Source organism: Chryseobacterium sp. CBTAP 102, from assembly GCF_003201365.1.
In the GTDB taxonomy this organism is placed as follows: Bacteria; Bacteroidota; Bacteroidia; order Flavobacteriales; family Weeksellaceae; genus Chryseobacterium; species Chryseobacterium candidae.
The window spans coordinates 346786-365743 of the sequence record NZ_QICX01000002.1 but is presented as its reverse complement, the minus strand read 5'-3'; the positions used below and the strand labels follow the sequence as shown (position 1 = coordinate 365743).

Genomic DNA, 18958 nt, shown 5'->3' with positions numbered 1-18958 from the left:
ACAGCGATATTGTTAAATAATTTCAAGAGGGTTCGGTATAACTATTAAAATAAATAAATCTGTTTAGTATCTGCAGAATTGTTTTTTAGAGAAAGCTTTTTTAATGAAATTGGATATTATCTGTGCAGAAAAAATAGTATTGAGGTAATTGGGCTATACTTCTGTGTCATAAATGCTCTACCTGATAATATTTTAAGCTGATCAAAGATGGTTTCCATAGTAACTCTTCTGCGCAGCACATAGGCATCGAACATTCAAGTTAAAGATTTTGTTTTCATATATTTTTCGTAAAGTTTTTATATTGCCGTGGATTTCTGTTCATCTAAAGTTGCAGCAGTGATTATACAATCAATAATTCAGCCTTTGTCATTGGTAAAAAACATGAAGTTTAAAACTGTAAAATCACCCCAGAAAAACAGGCCCCTTTTGGCAATTTCTTTAAAGGTTTTATACTTATGAATTCTCCTGCTGTGGCACAACCTCAAAGCCTTAATATCTAAATGGCTGATCCCGGAACAATTGGATAGATTGATTTTTACTTTTCAGGAAAATGCTTTTTCGTAAATTTTCATACAGCCAGGATAAAAGGATTTAAATTTTCCGTCCCTTTTCTAATAGCAAACTCACACTATTTTAAGTGTTTTCTTAAAGGTTGCTTAAAATAAGTTGAGCAGAGATTTTGTATATTTGTGTGAAATTTATTTTATGACAAATTCTAGAGCAAGAGAAACAACAGAGGCTATTGAAAGACTATACATCTCTATGAGACACCTGTTTTATAGAGGATTTTTCAAGCCGGGCGGAGTTTCAGGAGAAAGTATCAGAAGTTTGTTAAAGACCATCAATCCGGAAATTTATGGAACCATGAATATTCCAAGTAAATTGGAACTGGACGGTTTGATGTACGTGCTGGACAGACTTCCGGAAGGAATTGAAGAATGCGCTTTTATTCACCTTACATCTGATGAAGGGTTTGATAAAGGAAGTTTCGAACCTATTGTCCCTAAGAAAAGAAGAAGAAACTGCTATAGAATAGACGAACACCAGATGAATATTGAGGTTCTTTTGGGCCGTTCCGAAATTTATGACATTCTTACCCACCTTACCTTCCTTTTTATAGAAGCTGACAAAATCCGTAATCTGGCATTCATTCAGGATGAAAACTGGAAGCCGACACGTGCTTTCAAAATTATTGAAGAAGTAGTGAAAGGTGAAAAGAAATTCAGCAGAAAAGAAAAAGAAGTGGCGCTTATTCATCTTTCTTCTTTAATAGGAAGATCTTTTGATGAAACGTTGAGAGCTTACAATACTTTCGGTGATGATCATAATCCTGACCGTCTGTTCAAAATCATTTACAACTTGGCAAAAGTAAGTCTTGATGATGCCAAAGGAAGCAGAGAAAGAGAAATTCATTTCAGTTCTATATTAAAAGAAAGAGTAGGTCACCATTATTTTGGTGAAAAATGGGCCAACAAAGTGAAAGAGGTTTTATTTGAAAACAATCTTCACATGCGTCCGTTGCATATTATTTCTGCCAATATGCACTCGGTGAAAAATATGCTGTATGCCAATAATGCCCTTAAAAAGAAGCAGCATCATGAGGTGGATTATAAATTGTACGAAGAGATTTCGAACAAAAAAGAACTTCGTGATAAGGTTTTAAAATATGCTTTGGAGGAAGGAATGATCCATATTGCGGACAAGAGCGGAAGTAATATAGATGTACAAATCATAGACCTCAGCAAAACAGATCTAAAGAATACCCCATTTGCAGACTGCAAGTTCGGAGGAGATGATGTGGTAATGGTTTTTGACTATGCATTCGGAGAGCAGGCTTTTGAAGTAATGGATGAATTGCTTAGACCTTTTGAACATAAAGGAGAAGTTTATATGATGCATGTAAAATCTGTTTCCATTATGGGTAAAGCAGGTATTCTTACCGGAGAGAAAGGAGATATTATGATTCCTACTTCCCATATTTTTGAAGGAACGGCAGATAACTATCCTTTTGAAAATGCCTTAAAACTGGAAGATTTCAAAGATGATGAATTAAAAGCTTTTGAAGGTCCTATGATTACCGTTCTGGGTACTTCTCTTCAGAATAAAGATATTCTTTTGTATTTTATGAATACTTCATGGAAAGCAATAGGTCTTGAAATGGAAGGAGCGCATTACCAGAAAGCCATTCAGGTAGCCTCTAAGATCAGACACCACATTTCACCGGACCTGTTTGTAATGTATGCTTATTACGCTTCAGATAATCCGCTGGAAACAGGGAGTACATTGTCTTCAGGAGGGTTGGGGCTTACGGGAGTAAAGCCAACCTATCTGATCACTTTAAGAATTCTTGAAAAGATTTTAAGAAGTGGAAAGAAAGAAGCTTCTGCAAAAAAATAATTGTAATTTAAAATTATAATATCAACCTCAGATACTTTTGTATTTGAGGTTTTTTGTAATTAATTAAACACGAATATCACAAATTTATTTGCACAAATTGCACTATTTTATTGTGTTTAGAATAGTGGTTTTCATTGGTGAAATTTGTATTTAAATAAAAACCTATCTTTAGGAAACATAAATAAATATCCATGAGCTCAATTTCACAACTTGCCAAAAGATTCAGAGAGGTTCTACTGGATGGTTTCTGGATCGCCAATACCAATTTTAAAGATCAGCTTTCAGATGTTACCTGGGAACAGGCGGTTGCAAAAGTAGATTCTTTAAATACCATTGCCATGCTTACCTTTCATATTGATTATTATATTGCAGGCATTATTAATGTTTTTGAAGGCGGCGGGCTTGAGATCAAAGATCAGTTCAGTTTTGATCTTCCAGCCATAGAATCTCAGCAACAATGGGAAGAGCTGTTGAATAAACTATGGACAGATTCTGAAAAGTTTGCATTATTATTAGAACAAATGCCTGATTCCAGACTTGATGAGGTTTTTGTTGATGAAAAATACGGAACCTACCAAAGAAATATCGATGGAATGATTGAACACAGCTATTATCATCTGGGACAGATTACTTTAATTAAGAAATTATTAAAAAACGCCTGAAAATAAATATAGCACCTTTGAAAAGCCGTGTATCAGTGATTCTTGTCAAGGTTTCAAACCTTGACAAGAATTATTTCAAGAAAACTCAGAAAGAAATTTAACAATTCAGATCAAAATCCATCTATAACCATAACAAACAGAATAAAACCTCAGAATAACTCCTATTTGAGGCTTTTATTTAAATTACCTACCTTTAGAAAAAATAAAATTTTAAATGAGAAAATCGGCTGCAATCATTTTTGCGTTTATCATTTCACAATTTCAGGCTCAGCAAGGAGCTTACTATCAGCAGGCTGCGAAATACAAGATGGATATTGATGTCAATGCTGAAAAATTTACCTATCAGGGAAAACAAACTTTAGAATACACCAACAATTCACCCGATGAGCTGAATGTGGTTTATTTTCATTTATACTGGAATGCTTTCAAACCTAACTCTATGATGGATCAGAGAGTGGCTTCCCAAGGGAAAAATGGTGACGGAAGACTACAGAAAGACGGTGTTTCAAGACTTGCTTCCATTCCTAAAGACCAGGAAGGTGCTCAGAATATTCACTGGATTAAACAAAATGGGAAAGATCTGAAATTTGAAGTTCAAGAAACCGTTATGAAAGTATATCTGGCAGAACCTGTCAAGCCAAATTCTACCACTACGTTTACAATGGATTGGGATGCTGTGATTCCTATGCAGATCAGAAGAAGCGGAAGAAACAACAGAGAAGGAGTAGATATGACCATGACGCAGTGGTATCCGAAAGTTGCTGAGTACGATTATGACGGCTGGGCCACTTTTGATTATCTGGGAAGAGAATTCCATGCACCATTCTCCGATTTTGATGTTACCATTAAAATCAACAAAGATTATGTAGTAGGAGCAGGAGGAATCCTGGAAAATCCTGCAGAAGTAAAAGGTTATGATGTTAATGCAAAAATAAAAACAGAAAAAGATAAAAAGGCAATCTGGAAATGGACTGCAAAAAATATTCTTGATTTTGCATGGAGTGCAGACAGAGATTATTCGGTAGAAAGCTTCAATGTTCCGGAAGGTCCGAAAGTATATCTGGTGTATCAGAAAAATGATAAAACGAAAGTGTGGGGCGAATCACAGCCTTATATTACCAGGTATTTCCAGATTATGAATGCTCACTTTGGAAAATATGTATATCCTACCTACGCATTTATCCAGGGAGGTGATGGAGGAATGGAGTACGGGATGTGTACCATGATTCTGGGAGAAGCTAAAAATATTAAAGATTTAATGGGGCTAATGGCTCACGAAGGCGCTCACTCATGGTATCAGCAGATGCTTGCCACTAACGAATCTGTGCGTCCATGGATGGATGAAGGTTTTACAAGCTATGCGGAAGGATATACCATGTATCAGTTATTCCCTGAAGATCTGCCAAATCCTTTTGCTAAAACACTGGATGCTTACAGAAATTTTATTAAAAAAGGAATTGAAGAACCGGCAGTCTGGTTAGGTGACCACCATGATAACGGAACAGCTTATACCTATGCATCTTATGTGAAAGGGGAGTTGTATCTGGTACAGCTTGGATATATTATGGGAGAGCAGAATCTTACAGAAACCTTAAAACAATATTATGACCAGTGGAGTATGAAACATCCTTCAGACAGAGATTTCCTTCATATTGCCCAAAAAGTTTCCGGAATGGATCTGAAGTGGTTCCATAACTATTGGATTAATACAACAAAGACAATCGATTACGGAATCAAGGATGTAAAATACGATGCAAAATCTACCACCATTACTTTAATTAATAACGGACAGGTTCCAATGCCGATTGACTTTGGAGTGATGACAACCGATAAGAAAATCGTTACCTATCAGATTCCAATGAATATGACCCACACATGGAAAGAAAAAGATATTTATGGTGAGTTTAAAACAATGCCTTACTGGCCTTGGACACAGAAAGAATATACCCTTACTATTCCTTACACAAAATCTCAGTTATCTGTTCTGGGGATTGATTTCAGCCAGAGAATTGCAGATGTGAATATGGAAAATAATTTTGTTGAAGTGAGATAATCAATACAAAAAGAATAATATAAACGGCGCGGAAATAAAATTTCCGCGCCGTTATCTTTTTAATCTATAGAGATGTTTTTTGATGGTGTTTTACTTTAATATATTCGATAATGATTAAAAAATCTATCATTTTGTTACAAGCAGAACCGCGGGACACTTTCAGAGGCTTCTTTGGACTTACTACAGCTTGCAGGAGCGTTTAGGACATCTACTGAAGTCTACCGCAGCCCTGTTTTAAACCTCCATACATCTGCTGAAGGCCAAAACGACTATTGTTTGTAACTTCCGGAAGAGTTGTACAGTTTATAAACAGGAGAGTTTTTATAAATGATATTATTGAGCTTATCTTAATTTATGGGAGATTGGCAGGTTTTTTTTATAAAAATCATTAAATTTAGTGCCTCAAAAATAAGCGGAATTTCAATTTATGTAATGAATTTCTTCTGAAAAATATGTCAATGAATTCAATTGTAATAAACGTAGGAAACAGCAATATCAGATTTGGTCTTTTCAATGGGGATAATTGTGATATTTCGTGGGTTATCAATACAAAACCTTACAGAACAGCAGATGAGCTTTATGTACAGATGCTGATGCTGTATCAGACCTATAAAATTGATCCCAAAGAGATTGATAAGGTAATTATCGGATCCGTAGTACCTCAGCTTACCAAAGTAATGAGCTCCGGCATCAAAAAAATTCATGGAACAAATCCTGTGATTGTTGATAGGTCAACACCTTCAGGAGTTCAGGCGAAATCCAGGCAGATGGGAACAGATATTTACGCAAACCTGGTGGCAGCACACAATTTGTACCCGAACAGAAAAAAGATTGTCATAGATTTTGGGACGGCTCTTACCGCAAGCTGTGTAGCTGAAACAGGGGAAACTTTAGGAGTCATTATTGCTCCGGGAATTGTTACATCTCTGAATTCGCTGATCAACCAGACCGCACAACTTCCGGATATCGAACTGAAAAAACCAAAATCTGTCCTGGGATTGGATACGGTAACCTGTATGCAAAGCGGAATGGTATATGGCTTTCTTGGGATGGTAGAAGGTTTTGTAACCCGCATCAATGAGGAAGTGAATGACGATTGTTTTGTAGTGGCAACAGGAGGTGTTTCTCACGTATATAAGCCTCTGACGGATAAGATTCATGTGATGGACAGACTTCACACCCTGAAAGGTCTTTATTTCCTCGGAAAAGATTTATAAATTTAAATGGTTAAAGTTGAGGTTGAATCCAGCCGATACTTTAGTTCCTCAATCTTACTGTTAACATAATGAAAAAATTTCCCGTCATACAAACAGAAAGGCTGACTCTTTCCCAGCTGGAAGAAAGAGATATTTCTTCTATAGTTGAATATCTTCAGCACAGAATTTTTTCTGATCTTACCTCTAATATTCCTTATCCATACGTGGAAAATGATGCGATATCCTGGGTGAAAATGTCAAAAGAAGCTTTTGATAACAATACCGGATACACATTTGCTATCCGGAATAAAGAAGGTCAAATCATGGGAGCTATTGGGCTGCATGACAGAGATGATGATAAAGCTGAACTTGGCTACTGGATAGGAATTCCTTACTGGGATAAAGGATATGTAACTGAGGCCGCAAAAGCGATAATAGATTTTGGTCTTAATGAATTAAAGTTGAATAAAATTTTTGCCACTCATTTCCTTCACAATCCCGCGTCCGGAAGAATTATGGAGAAGATAGGAATGGAGCAGGAGGCTGTTCTCATAAAAGAAGTGAAAAAGGACGGAGAATATTTTGATCTGGTGAGATATTGTATCTTAAAAAACTGAATATAAGGTATTTGTGGTTATAAAATTGAAAGCCAGAGAATATCAATATCCTCTGGCTTTTGTTTTTAATTATCTTTTACTTTTAAAGAATTCTTTAACAATAGAAGAGCATTCCGCTTCCATGATTCCCGTAATAACTTCTGTTTTCGGGTGGAGAGAAAGATGTTTATTGATAAAACCTCTTTGTTCATCCCGTGCTCCAATCACTACTTTCGAGATTTGAGACCAGGAAAGTGCGCCTGAACACATGACGCAAGGTTCCATCGTAACATACAGCGTACAGTCTTTTAAATATTTTCCTCCCAGGAAGTTGGCTGCGGAGGTGATGGCCTGCATTTCTGCGTGGGCTGTAACATCATTCAGTGTTTCGGTGAGATTATGGGCTCTTGCAATAATTCTGTTGTTTGAAACCACCACGCATCCGATAGGAACCTCATCTTTTTCTAAAGCGGTTTCTGCCTCCTGTAGAGCCATTTTCATGTAATATTCGTCTGTAAACATTAATCCGCTATCGTTAAAGTTAAAGGAAGTTTAAAACGGTAAATAGTAGGATCGCCTTTCAGTATTGCCGGAGAAAATTTTTCGGTCAGAGAATACAGGGCTATTTCTGCCTGCCTGTTGAAGGTGAAATTATTTCCCTGCGCATGAACATTGCTGACAGTTCCATCTTTTTCTACAATAAAAGCGACATCTGTTTTTACCATCTTTTCTTCAGAATATACCCCATCTACGTACAGCAGATTGGCAACTTCCTGCCTCAAAGAATTGATACCTCCGGGATAATCTGCGATCTTTTCGGCATCTGCAAACTTTTCGGATGAGGTGAATGCGGTATTTTTGATGGTTTGAAGGTCTTCCAGATTTCTGACTTTTAATAAAGCTCCGATCAGAGCATTGTTTTCAATGCTGTCCATTTTTTTCATGAAAAAAAGGAAGTCTCCTTTTATAGCAGCTTTTTTTACCGTATTGGATTCGGCATCAAATTTCTTTTTAAACTCTTTATTCAGCATATTTCTGTGCTGGTTATAATAACTCTTTACAAGCCTGAACTCTTCTTTCTGCTGGGCGAGAAAAAAGGAAGAGATAAAGCAGCTGATGCCAATGAATAAAGTTTTCAATAAAGGTATATTTATGTAAATATAACAAAAAATATGGAATATATTCCTGATGATCAGCTTTCAAGATAACGGTTCAAAGATTCCTGCAAATGATTGCGGATGTCATCAACTAAACCTTTCGGTTCCAGAACGGTTACTTCCTTTCCATAAGAAAGAATCTCCTGCATAAAATCATAAGTAGGATGCAGGAAGAACTCAAAATAGATCTCTTCCGGAGTTTCTTTGGTTTCTTTCTGTGACTGGTGAAGCGGAAAACTTCTGATATATTCTCCCTGGTGGCGGCTGCATTTCAATACAATGTTCTGTGGATTCTGTTCTGTAAGGTTCATCACCCCGAATGCATTTTTGAAATGCTCCCTGAAGTTGTATTTGTACTTTTCTCTGAACTGATTTTTGGATACATCCAGATAATTAATTCTGTCCAGCCCGAAAGATTTTAAAACTTTATCTTTTGTATCAATGGCAATAAGATACCATCGGTCTTTAGATTCTTTTAAGGCCAAAGGGTGAACTTTTCTGGAGGTCATCAGTTTATTCTTGTAATTGTAGTGTTCAAAACTTACAACCCTTTTATTTCGGATCGCGAAGAACAGGTCATAGAAATGTTCTACACCGGTGGGTTTACGGCTTTCGAAGAAGATAAAATCTGAAAAATCGGGGTGGGTATTCATGGCGTTACTCACCTGAAAAGATTCCAGTAGTTTTTGGTTGTACTCATCCACTTCCATAATGGGACGGCTCTCGATGTAGTATCGATTGTCTCCTTTTTTCTTGTTGTGGATGGAAAGATTGAAGAGATCAGAAATCTCGCGGATATCTCTCTGCAGGGTACGGATAGAATAACTTTTGATATCGGCATCCTGGAATTCAAAAGAATTCAAAAGATAGTGCTCCAGCTGGGAATAAGTAGCTGGAGAACTTTCTAATCTTTTAATAATTAAGGCATATCTTGTCAGATAAAAATCTTTCTTCATTTCTCTTTTTTTATGATGCAGCAGTGCTACGTTTCATGGTAAGGTTTTATAAGACAAATATATGCGGTTAATGCGACAAAACGTGTCGTGTTTTATTTTTTATCTATTATATTTTTATTAGAAGGATGCCGTTAAATTACCATTTTCATCCCATTTTTTATAAGTTCCGTCGTATTCTACATTGTTATGCGCTTTATATTCTGTATATCTTTTTCCATTTTTATGATAAGATCTGAACCATCCTTCCTGATATCCTTCTTTATATTCCTCTTCACAAAAAAGTTCGCCAGTATCATAGTATCTTAAAACAACACCTGTAAAAGGGCTGCCATTGCGATAATATACAGGAACTCCTCCGCCATCTAAACGGTCACATGTTAAATCTTTTTCTTTCACTCTCGAGGTTATCATATTATTTAGCTACATCAATATTTTATATGTGATGAATATAGCTAGCTTTGGAGTTAAAAAAATAAGCCACAGGATGCTGAGGCTTATCAATTAAAGTATTTCTACTTTTTGTATAGTTTCAAAATGTAACATCTATACATTATTTCTGCAAAATTTTTTTAAGTATTACTATTAGGAATCAGTTTTAAATTTTTTTGAAATCCTGTTCCTGAAAGTCCTTATCATTAATGCTATTGTAATTAATATTATAGCGTTTTAAATAATCAATTGCATCTTCCTTATTCCCTTTTATAATTGTTTTTCTCATTAAAAGATTCATTTGCCTATCAACCTTCTCATAAATAGTAATTTCAAACTTATTTTTAGCGCTGTTAGAGGTTAATGATAAAGTGTTGTAATACAATATGTTGAATATTTTAGAATCTTTGTTAAGATCAATGTAATCATTAGATATCACATGGGTTTTGCATAGGAAACTTTTTGAAATCCATGTTTTTGTGTTATCATTATCACAACTACTACTTAGAATAAAAGAGTTTAAATATGTATTAATATACTTAACTCCTGAATTATCTTTTTGTGATTGTATAAATAATTTATTTGTATCAATTTCTAAAAAATTCAAACAGTTTTCCTTGCTGTTCTCATATTGATCAAATTTGAATTTTATATTATATTGATTGGGGAAATCTTCAATTTTTATTGTGTAGTTTTTATTTTTACTTTCTTTATGCTGAGTTGCAAACTTTAAAGGTAGAATATCAGACTGAATATATTCTTTGGAATTACTATTATAATTGGTTACAGCTTCTTGGAAAGCCTCATATAGAGAACCTTGAAAAACATAATTCACCTGTTTTTTAAAATCATATTGTAAAGAGCCCTGAGCTGAAAAATGTAATGGAATAAATATAAAAAGTATAAGTTTAAATAGAGTTTTCATAATTTATTTAAAGTTTTGGTAATTTCATTATCAAAAATAGTCAAAATTTTATCACTAGAATTTTTAATTTCTGAATAATCACCATTATATTTTTTTTCCATTGCTCTCATGAGGAAGTCCATTAAATTTCTGCTATAGTCCCATATATAACCTGTTTCTTTAGAAAAATCGACGAGACCGGATTGGTTTCTGTCGGTATGTTGTTCAAAGTTAAGTTCTGCAACTGTATTTACACGCGAAGAAACACTCTCTCTTATTTTATCCCATTGGTATTTAATAAAAGACCTTCTGTCAGCATCACCATTCTTAGGGTAATCCATAATATTTTCAAGGGTTTTTTGCTGAGGAAGTTTCAGATCCCCTATTTGTGGACTGCTTCCTGAAATATCAAAAGTATGCCTTACACCGAAGCAGTGTGCAATTTCATGAGCTAAAGTCATTGTTTTTCCAATAGCATTATTGGGAATAATGATTTCTTTTGCATCGAGAAAAGCCATTGCTTCATCACGGGAAGTAGTTGAAGTAGTTGCTGTTGAAGTTGTAGTTACCTTTGTTTCGATATTATGACATATAAATGCAAAAAGATAATTTATTTTAAATTCATGATGTAAATAACCATATAATCGATCTTTAATAAAATCATATCTTTTCATAATATTACCTCCTGAATTGAAAGGCTTTGTAATATCCAGGTCATCTAATGTTCCCTTTAGTGAGGTAGATGGATCAATTAGCTTTCTTGTAGCAGTTCCGTCATTTACATCGAGATTTTTTAATTCTGTTTCAGTATTTATTATAATTTCATTAATTATTTCTTCATAGAATCTGGACGTTATTATTCTTAAAGCTTTATTTAAATCATTGAGTTCATATGGCTTTCCAGCTCCCTTATTTGTCAAAATATTGGAAATTGGCTGCCCGTCATATTTTCCATCTACAAGTTCTTGATCATTAGCTTTAATAAACATTGTTTTATTTGCTCCTCCAGAAATTAATTCTACAGACGATTGATTTAAAGCTTTCATATTTAAATCATTTATCATTGTTGTACCATTGAAGGGAGCTGTTGAAGTAGTCGTATTATAGAAAACATCAATAAAGAAAGATTTCGCTTTTAATAATTTATTTGGTAGAAGATTTACTTTGCCTATTTCTAATTCCTTTCCCGTACCATCATTGATAAAGGCAGTTATTGTTGTTTTGTCATCAATAAATTCACTTGACTTAGTTTTAATAATAAAATCTAAAACATCCTCATTATTATTAAATGTAAGAGAGGGGGTAAAAGTTTCAATACCTTTATTATTAGATAATTTGAATGAAACAATAGCTCCTAATTTTGAAGCATTATCTGTGTCGAAAAATTTGGCAGACAATACGACTTGTTGACCTGGCTTAATAAGTACATTGGGAATATAATAACTGATATCTGTCATTTTTTTGTTCCTTTTTGATAATGTGTATGTCTCATCAATAAAGTAAGATACTGGCGGACCTTTTGGGTCTTTTAATTCATATGTAAGATTAGGATCTTTTTCATAAAAAGATTCAAGTTTTCCTACAATTTTTTCTCTTGATTTGTCGTCAACTGTTTTTCCGCCAACTACCTTTTTTTCATAGTATCCGTTTTTGTAGACATCAGTATTATTACCATATAGATGCTGGCAAAACATATCAAAACCAAATGATTGATTATATTTCATATCGTTGTTTTTACCAGATGAATCTTTAGGAAGACCCTTCGCCTGATCTGAAGATCTAAAAAACATTAATAATTTGGGAGATGTGGCACTAAATTTCCTATGATTAGCCTTATAAACATCTACATCTGCCACACCAATCTTTGCTAAGTTTCTAATATCTATATTTTTCATTTCTTAAGTTTTTTGAAATTAAAAATTGTAAAAAATAGCGGTGATATTTCACACCGCCATTAAGGTAAATTCTATCCAACAATTGTTGTAGGCAATGTTGTAGTACCATCACTATGCTGCAATTGCGCATCCTTATCCAAAGAGAAGCTTGTTTCAAACTCCAGTTCTTTTGGATTTTCACAGTTCTTCGGATCATCTTCAGGGAAGATAGGAAGCGGATGATCCACTGGAAGTCCTGTAGACTTATCCTGAAGGATCGTCAATGTAGTAGGGATTCTGGTAATCCAGTATTTACCCTGAGGTTCTCCGGTAGGCTGTCTCATTTCGTCCACGATACTCATGTACATTGGGTCTCCGATTACCGGAACAGAACCGCCATTCCATATTAGTCCTGTTTCAAGGAAGAACTGAACAGCTGCTTCGAAACCTGGTTTTACGGTAACGATAATTCTTGCCATACCTGCCTGCAGGAAACTTCTGAACAATGGGTCCATACTTTCGCTGATATAGAATTCCTGCCAGCTCTTACGGTTAGCCCAATAGTATGGATAGAAGGTATAATCCATGATTTCCCATTCGAATGCCTGCTCCATAAACTTGGCAAGGGCTGTATATCTGTCCAGATTTTCATTCAGGTATACCTGGAAATTATCCATGGTTGTTTTCTCATCAGCACCGTTGGTTGTTTCCTGGCCTAATGTATAAAGGTAATCCTGTAATAAATAAGCGATACAGTTGTGCTTTAATACATCATGTTCCATATAACGGTAGAAAGTATCCTGTCTTTCTTTAAGCTGGGCTTCTTTTTCTTTCTGTTCTGCATCCAGCTTTGCCTGATCTTCCTGGAATTTGGCATAAGCAGCTTCATAGGCTTTAATAATGTCGTTAAAACTGTCTGTTTTCCATTTGTTGATAAAGACATCGCTCAGCTCACAGTTTACCACTACTTTGATGGTATAACTTCTTACGTTGTGTCCCTTCACCTGGAAAGATACATTACCTGTGATATTGAAGCCAGATGATGCTTCGCCAAAAACAAGGTCTCCACCACGTTCAGAACGTCCAATCATGTCTCCTTTAAAATTAGAGAAGAATACTTCAGAATAACGGGATCCAGACCATCCTCCACCTCTGTTTCTTGTTGACACGCAATTGAAACTTGCATTTTTTCCGGCATAATTGTCCGGGATGGTAAACTGTGTATAGTCAATTCCAAAATCATCATTTTGACTAGGAACAGCCGAAGCTGTATGAATAACCTGTTTTGTTGCTTCCGGGAAAGCTTCTAAAGTTACTCCATATTCCTGTGCCCAATGCTGGATTTGTACAATCGTTGCAGATTTTGGATCTGCCATTAACCATGGTTCCGGTGCTTTTCTTGGATCTACAGGAGCCTTAAGCACCTGAGCTTTGGCAACAGTAAGAGCCAGACGGTGTAATCTTGAAGGTTCAGGAACCATAAATTCAAACATTGTACGCTTACCATAGTTGTAGATCTGGTTTTTCATTTTCTTGTCGATCCATCTGTAAACTCCGGTAATGTGTTTAGGCTGTGCAGCTTCAGCATTATCAGTATTGGTTACCTTTCCTCTGTTATCATATTCATGAACATTGGTTTCCGTATATTCCTTGATGATTTTCTGAACTCTTTCTTCTGAAATTTTAGTAAGAACTCTTTCCATTGCTCTTTCCGTGATTTCCTGAGATTTCATCACAGCCTGTCTTGTACTGTCGTGCTGTGCCGTATTATTGGCATAATCTGCACCGATTTCAAACTTCATGGCACTGTCATTTCCATAGCTGAATCTTGTGTAGGCAGAAATACTCTGCTGCTTCTCAATTTCTTTCGCAACTTCGGTCTGCATATCCGTTCTGGAAGTTTTGGAAGTGTCTGACATCTTCTCTGTTTCCTGAGATTTGGAAGTTGTATCGGTAATTTCAGAGTATTCTCTGGAAACCGAAGATTTATGTCGCAGTTCGCTTGCCATAACATTCTCAATATTAGAAACCTCTCCAGGAACATAAGCGTGAACACTTTGCACGACTTTCATATAATCTGCTACTCCCAATCTTTTGATCCCGAAATTTTTACGTTTTTGGGTTGTACCTGGTTCAGGGGTTCCTGGGTTTTCCACTGCTGCACGCTTCAAAGTCAGCATTCCGGTAAGGTTTAAGTCTTCTTTCAGATATTGTGTGGCAATCTCTCCATAAGCCTGGCTTCCGTTATCAAAAATAATTTCTATTTTGAAACTAAAGCTGGTTCTGAATCTGTTTACCAAAGCCGCAGGCAAAGTAATCTTATTATCTACAACAGGAATATTGCTGTAATTTTCTTCGAAAGTTCCGGCAGCATCTGTTGTAGCTGTAATTTTAGCATTGGCAACACTCCACGAAACATCTTCAACCTCAAAAGAAAAATTAACAAATCCTCTGCTGCCTGCTACTATGTAAGCACTGTGAGCATATAAGCTGTATGCCATCGGTGTTCTGGCTGTATTCTGCATAAGAGGTATTGAAGCTCCGCCGATATTGGCATACTGCTGTTCCGGAAGTGGGCTGTTTTGAAGTGCGGTCTCCATGGAAGCAGAAATATTGTTTCTTACAACAAGTAAAGCATCAGCATAGCTTTCAATCTCATCATCGAGAACAATGGTCTGAGCACCCATTCTTAAGGTGTCATGCGAAAGGATCTGAAGGCTGTCTGTATCTTCTGCCACAGAAGTTAAGCTGGTTGTGGATTCACCGAAAAGTTCCACAAAAAGGTCGAAAGATTCAGGAGAAAGCTTTGCCTGTAAATCTTCTAAATTGATTTCATTTTTGTATGTAAATACGAAAGGAGCAACTTCATATTCTTTCAAAGTGCTGTAAAGACGTTCTTTTTCTTCTTCAGACATGTCCGGAGTGATTTTACTGTCTACTTCTGCCAGCTTTCTGTCATACAGTTCCAAACGTTCTTTGTTTTCTGCCATATATCTGGAATACTCATCCTGGTAGGCCTGATGTCTGGATTTATGGAACTTTTTCTGAAGCTTTTCCAGCTCGGAATTCAGTGTGTTAAGAGATTCCTTTCTGTGGATCGCTTTACTGGATACAAACGAAGCTCTTGCTTCAGATTCTAATCTTTGAACCGTTCTTGCTGCCAAAGCGGGTTCAGAACCTTCAGCTCTCGCAGAAACTAAAGATGCCGTTTCTGTATCCTCTGAAAATAGAATGGTAGGGAGTATAATTTTTCCATCCATTGCCTTCTCCAATGGTTTTTCTCCATTAATTTTGATGATTTCCTGATCTGTAAGGTCCTGGTTGCTGGCAAAACCAAGCTGAATAGCCATTAAAATGTGGCTGATGGCTTCTTTAATATAGAAATCTCCCTGGGTAACAATCTGATAAATATAATTATTCCAAAGCTGGGAAAATATAGCAATTCCTTCTGCGTTCAGCTGTCTGTTGGTGTTAATAAGGCTTTTGTAATAATCCGTAACCAACTTCCAGTCAGCGCTTTCTAATGTTTCTTTTTTAGAAAGCTTTCTTCCGATCATCAGAAGGTCTTTAAATGCTCCTTCTTCGATTTTCTTCTCGCTTTCGAATCCGGAATTGTTAAACTCACCGGCAGCCCTTTTCATGGCTGTAAATTTTAAAGTTTTGGCAGGTCTTCCAACGACTGCTGTATCAAAAACACCGGTTACTCCTTTAGGTCTGTGGATAAATCCTAAGTTTTTGTCTTTAATTTCTGTTAATTGCGGGTTTCTCAGACTTACAAATCTGAAAAGTGATTGTGATGCATTATTGGTATTCATAGGGTTTGTTTCTTTGTAGTTAATAATTCCTTCTCCTATTAAGGATTTTCCGACAGTAAATGCGGATTTTGCTGTTGATGTATCGTTTGTTGGCATTTTGTTTTTATTTTTTGGTGTATTCAAGTGTTAGAGTAAACGAGTTGATAAGAGAATAATCATAATCAGGCACATTTAGTAGTTCAATAATTGCTCTTTCTCTTTCGATCGTGATGTATGCTTTTGTTCGCCATTGGTTACCTGCAAATGCAGCTTTAAGATCATACCATTCTGTAAACATTTCATTAGAGATGATGGTTTCAAGATCCGGGAATTCAGATCTTAAGTCGATTTCACCTGTTCTTGGAATCTGATCCAGATATAATGTTTTTTTATAAACAGATTTGCCATTGATCCATTTTCCGCCTGTCAGTTCTTCTTTGGTGCTGTAGGAATGCTGTTTGTCTGCATATTGTTTCTGGATGTAATCATTTTCCTGTGCGTTGTCTCCAAAATAAGTTTTAGAACTTAATCCTCTGGCATTTGATACCTGATGTTCTACCATAACAGGTTCATCTGGATAATTGCTTACCATGATTCCTTTTCCGTCAGAATGATCGGTAAAACTCGTTAAAGAGGCTCCGGCATTACTTAAACTAAGTTTTGCGCCATAAGCTCTTGCCAATACACCGTAATCTTTACTGACATCTAAATTCGATTGTATAGAATTATCTACACTGCCTGATGTGATCAAAACTCCGCTTGGAAAGAAACCTACCTGGTTTTTAATTCCGTCCTGGGTATTAATTTTATAAAGAAGAGATTCAATTTCCGGTGCTTCGGCATTCTCAAACTGAATATGACCGGATACGGGATTGTTCACTTCTGTTCCTGTGAGAGGAATGCAGTTTTGGAAGTCGGAAAGGTTTTTATATCCCAATACATTACCGGCATTCAGAACCGCTACTTTTGTATAGGTGTTATCGGCCAGTGGAGTTCTTTTTGCACTGATTACAGCATCAAAATCCAATGTTCTTGCAGCAAAGTCTCCACCAATTAAAGGGGTTACAAAATCATGACGTCTTGCTACCGGATTGGATTCAATAACCAACTTGTTGAATGTGGAACCTCCTAATGGAGCGTTACAGCCAATAACGACATTGTTATCTCCCCAGACCCCCATTGCATGAGTGGTTGAAGCAGCATTATATCCGATAAATGTATTGGAACCCCATGCGCCTGAAGTTGTCACTTTTCCATGAATATTTCCCGCAAAAGCACCTAAAAAGGTATTCTGGGTTCCATTAGTTAAGGAATAGGCGGCTCCAAGACCGAGCGCAGTGTTATTGGTTCCGGCAATATTTTTGTTTCCTGCCTCATCTCCGATGTACGTATTTCCATTTCCTGTTGTTGTTTCAGTTCCCGCTTGTGTTCCGAAAAAAGCATTGAAATTACCCGTTGTAAGTTTAGCTCCGCTTGAAACACCTGTTGCGGTATTCCATCTTCCTGTGGTGGTTTCATTTAAAGAGTAAGAACCGAGAGCTACGTTATTTGCTCCTGTGGTTAATTTTGATAATGTATTATAACCAATGCCTAGTCCGTAAGCTCCGGTATGATCCGTATTCAAATTTCCAAACCAAAAGGAATAAGTGGTAGGACTGAAGTTTATTTCGCCCGCTCTGCCCTGGCTTGGCTGAAAAATAATAGGTTTGGTTGTTCCGTTACCTCTGTCGATAACATTTTGTAAATTATCATTCCCGCTAAAAGTTGGCTTATCGGAAAGATCGTTGTAACTTCCTGTTACAGCTACTTTTTTTACAGTGATTTTTTCCTGACCTTCCTGTGATACTGTTACACTTCCATCAGCATTGGTCGTTGGAATGATGCTGAATTCCGAGAGATTGATGTGAAATGCTGATCCGTCATTCTGGGTAATGGTAATCATATTTTGAGAGGCATCATATACCGCGTTTTCAATGCTGATATCACGGGTTACCAAACTGCTTAAATCTACCGATTTACTTTGCTGAACCCCATTCTCACCTGTATAAAATACGGTTAAGACGTTTCCATTTAGTTGGGGCGACTGAATAGCTGTCTGAGTTTCAATTTTTTCTTTCCAAAGCTGAGCATCCTGTTGGCTTATATTGGAAGCGTTTACATCTGCTTTTTTAGACAGATCATAATCTAATTGATCTGCAGGAATCTTTTCATCTTTGTGCCAGTATGAATCATGCCACTCCCAGAATTCTTCCTGTACCGGAATGTCTCCGTTTTCGAAATATTGTTTTAATTCTTGTTTTGTTTTCATGTTGTTGAGTTTATCTATAGGTGATTGTAGCTGTTGACGGAATACCTGCCTTACTTAGATCTAATCCTGTAGGCGCTGAAACATTCTTAAGGGAAGGAATGGCAAATGCATTTTCTCCAACAGAGCTGACTGAATCTGGAATATATAAAGCTGTTAGGTCGTTACTTGTTGATAACTGAAATGCTGATGATTCAATAGTTTCTACTCCCTCTTCTAATATTAATTTTGATATCCGGGCGTTACCACTTGCAAAAGCGAATGTTTCTATTGTTTTACATGAACCAGGAATTGTTATGGATCCCTTTAGGTATTGAGAGTTAAATGCTCGAGCTTTTATCCTTTCCAGAGATTTAGGAAAAATAATTTTTGAAATGCGTGGTACAGATACTGAAAAGATAAATCCTCCCACAGTTTTTATACCTTCAGGAAAAACAATGATGTTATCAGTTCCAATAATTTCTGTACTATCCGTTGGTGAATAGGCAAATTCTGTATAAACAGGCAGATCAAGTGAAGTATTGTTTAGTTTCTCTCCTTTATGCCAGTAAGCGTCCTGCCATTCCCAAAAGTCTTCCTGTTTTGGGATATCTCCATTTTCGAAATAGAGTTTTAATTCTTCTTTTGTTTTCATA

The 18958-nt window shown here is 36.3% G+C and carries 15 protein-coding genes; 5 read left to right on the top strand and 10 right to left on the bottom strand.

The window, feature by feature from the left end:
• Positions 1–356: 356 nt before the first annotated feature.
• A complete protein-coding gene (locus tag C8D70_RS21305) occupies positions 357–533 on the bottom strand; it encodes a transposase (protein ID WP_083688865.1) in 177 nt (58 codons plus the stop codon).
• Between the two features lie 172 nt (positions 534–705).
• Between C8D70_RS21305 and C8D70_RS04935 the strand changes: the two genes are divergently transcribed.
• From C8D70_RS04935 to C8D70_RS04915, 5 genes are all read left to right on the top strand, one after another.
• Positions 706–2397, top strand: a complete 1692-nt coding sequence (locus C8D70_RS04935) for a DUF6909 family protein (protein WP_076596443.1) — start codon at positions 706–708, stop codon at positions 2395–2397.
• A gap of 191 nt (positions 2398–2588) precedes the next feature.
• Positions 2589–3059 carry a DUF1572 domain-containing protein gene (locus C8D70_RS04930; protein WP_110366564.1) on the top strand — a complete coding sequence of 157 codons (471 nt, stop codon included), beginning with the start codon at positions 2589–2591 and terminating at the stop codon, positions 3057–3059.
• Between the two features lie 214 nt (positions 3060–3273).
• Entirely contained in the window at positions 3274–5112 is a 1839-nt protein-coding gene (locus C8D70_RS04925; RefSeq protein WP_110366563.1) for a M1 family metallopeptidase, read from the top strand.
• A gap of 458 nt (positions 5113–5570) precedes the next feature.
• Positions 5571–6329 (top strand): type III pantothenate kinase, encoded by a 759-nt coding sequence (locus C8D70_RS04920; RefSeq protein ID WP_076596439.1) that lies wholly within the window; start codon positions 5571–5573, stop codon positions 6327–6329.
• 68 nt (positions 6330–6397) lie between these two features.
• Positions 6398–6925, top strand: coding sequence for a GNAT family N-acetyltransferase (locus tag C8D70_RS04915; RefSeq protein WP_110366562.1), 528 nt, complete (start codon positions 6398–6400; stop codon positions 6923–6925).
• Between the two features lie 69 nt (positions 6926–6994).
• On the opposite strand, the gene C8D70_RS04910 is transcribed toward C8D70_RS04915, so the two are convergent.
• From C8D70_RS04910 to C8D70_RS04870, 9 genes are all read right to left on the bottom strand, one after another.
• On the bottom strand, positions 6995–7426 hold the full coding sequence (locus C8D70_RS04910; RefSeq protein WP_076596437.1) for a nucleoside deaminase: 432 nt from the start codon (positions 7424–7426) through the stop codon (positions 6995–6997).
• The gene (locus C8D70_RS04905; RefSeq protein WP_228407983.1) at positions 7426–8043 is read right to left on the bottom strand and encodes a hypothetical protein; all 618 of its coding nucleotides are present in this window, start codon (positions 8041–8043) and stop codon (positions 7426–7428) included. The genes C8D70_RS04910 and C8D70_RS04905 overlap by 1 nt, the downstream gene beginning before the upstream one ends.
• Before the next feature lie 53 nt (positions 8044–8096).
• Positions 8097–9017 carry a helix-turn-helix transcriptional regulator gene (locus C8D70_RS04900; RefSeq protein WP_110366561.1) on the bottom strand — a complete coding sequence of 307 codons (921 nt, stop codon included), beginning with the start codon at positions 9015–9017 and terminating at the stop codon, positions 8097–8099.
• Between the two features lie 117 nt (positions 9018–9134).
• Positions 9135–9428 (bottom strand): hypothetical protein, encoded by a 294-nt coding sequence (locus C8D70_RS04895; RefSeq protein ID WP_110366560.1) that lies wholly within the window; start codon positions 9426–9428, stop codon positions 9135–9137.
• Positions 9429–9612: 184 nt separating this feature from the next.
• Positions 9613–10371, bottom strand: a complete 759-nt coding sequence (locus C8D70_RS04890; RefSeq protein ID WP_110366559.1) for a hypothetical protein — start codon at positions 10369–10371, stop codon at positions 9613–9615.
• Positions 10368–12245, bottom strand: coding sequence for a hypothetical protein (locus tag C8D70_RS04885; protein ID WP_110366558.1), 1878 nt, complete (start codon positions 12243–12245; stop codon positions 10368–10370). The genes C8D70_RS04890 and C8D70_RS04885 overlap by 4 nt, the downstream gene beginning before the upstream one ends.
• Before the next feature lie 71 nt (positions 12246–12316).
• Complete coding sequence (locus C8D70_RS04880) at positions 12317–16135, bottom strand: hypothetical protein (protein ID WP_146212852.1); 3819 nt, start codon at positions 16133–16135, stop codon at positions 12317–12319.
• A 7-nt stretch (positions 16136–16142) separates the two neighbouring features.
• Positions 16143–18326 (bottom strand): hypothetical protein, encoded by a 2184-nt coding sequence (locus C8D70_RS20725; protein ID WP_181416094.1) that lies wholly within the window; start codon positions 18324–18326, stop codon positions 16143–16145.
• 10 nt (positions 18327–18336) lie between these two features.
• Positions 18337–18958: leucine-rich repeat domain-containing protein (locus tag C8D70_RS04870; RefSeq protein WP_110366556.1), on the bottom strand; the 622-nt coding region annotated here is incomplete at its 5' end.

Coding starts and splice junctions, on each gene's coding strand:
- C8D70_RS04935 (WP_076596443.1), top strand. CDS start 706: ATGACAAATTCTAGAGCAAGAGAAACAACAGAGGCTATTGAAAGACTA.
- C8D70_RS04930 (WP_110366564.1), top strand. CDS start 2,589: ATGAGCTCAATTTCACAACTTGCCAAAAGATTCAGAGAGGTTCTACTG.
- C8D70_RS04925 (WP_110366563.1), top strand. CDS start 3,274: ATGAGAAAATCGGCTGCAATCATTTTTGCGTTTATCATTTCACAATTT.
- C8D70_RS04920 (WP_076596439.1), top strand. CDS start 5,571: ATGAATTCAATTGTAATAAACGTAGGAAACAGCAATATCAGATTTGGT.
- C8D70_RS04915 (WP_110366562.1), top strand. CDS start 6,398: ATGAAAAAATTTCCCGTCATACAAACAGAAAGGCTGACTCTTTCCCAG.
- C8D70_RS04910 (WP_076596437.1), bottom strand. CDS start 7,426: ATGTTTACAGACGAATATTACATGAAAATGGCTCTACAGGAGGCAGAA.
- C8D70_RS04900 (WP_110366561.1), bottom strand. CDS start 9,017: ATGAAGAAAGATTTTTATCTGACAAGATATGCCTTAATTATTAAAAGA.
- C8D70_RS04895 (WP_110366560.1), bottom strand. CDS start 9,428: ATGATAACCTCGAGAGTGAAAGAAAAAGATTTAACATGTGACCGTTTA.
- C8D70_RS04890 (WP_110366559.1), bottom strand. CDS start 10,371: ATGAAAACTCTATTTAAACTTATACTTTTTATATTTATTCCATTACAT.
- C8D70_RS04885 (WP_110366558.1), bottom strand. CDS start 12,245: ATGAAAAATATAGATATTAGAAACTTAGCAAAGATTGGTGTGGCAGAT.
- C8D70_RS04880 (WP_146212852.1), bottom strand. CDS start 16,135: ATGCCAACAAACGATACATCAACAGCAAAATCCGCATTTACTGTCGGA.
- C8D70_RS20725 (WP_181416094.1), bottom strand. CDS start 18,326: ATGAAAACAAAACAAGAATTAAAACAATATTTCGAAAACGGAGACATT.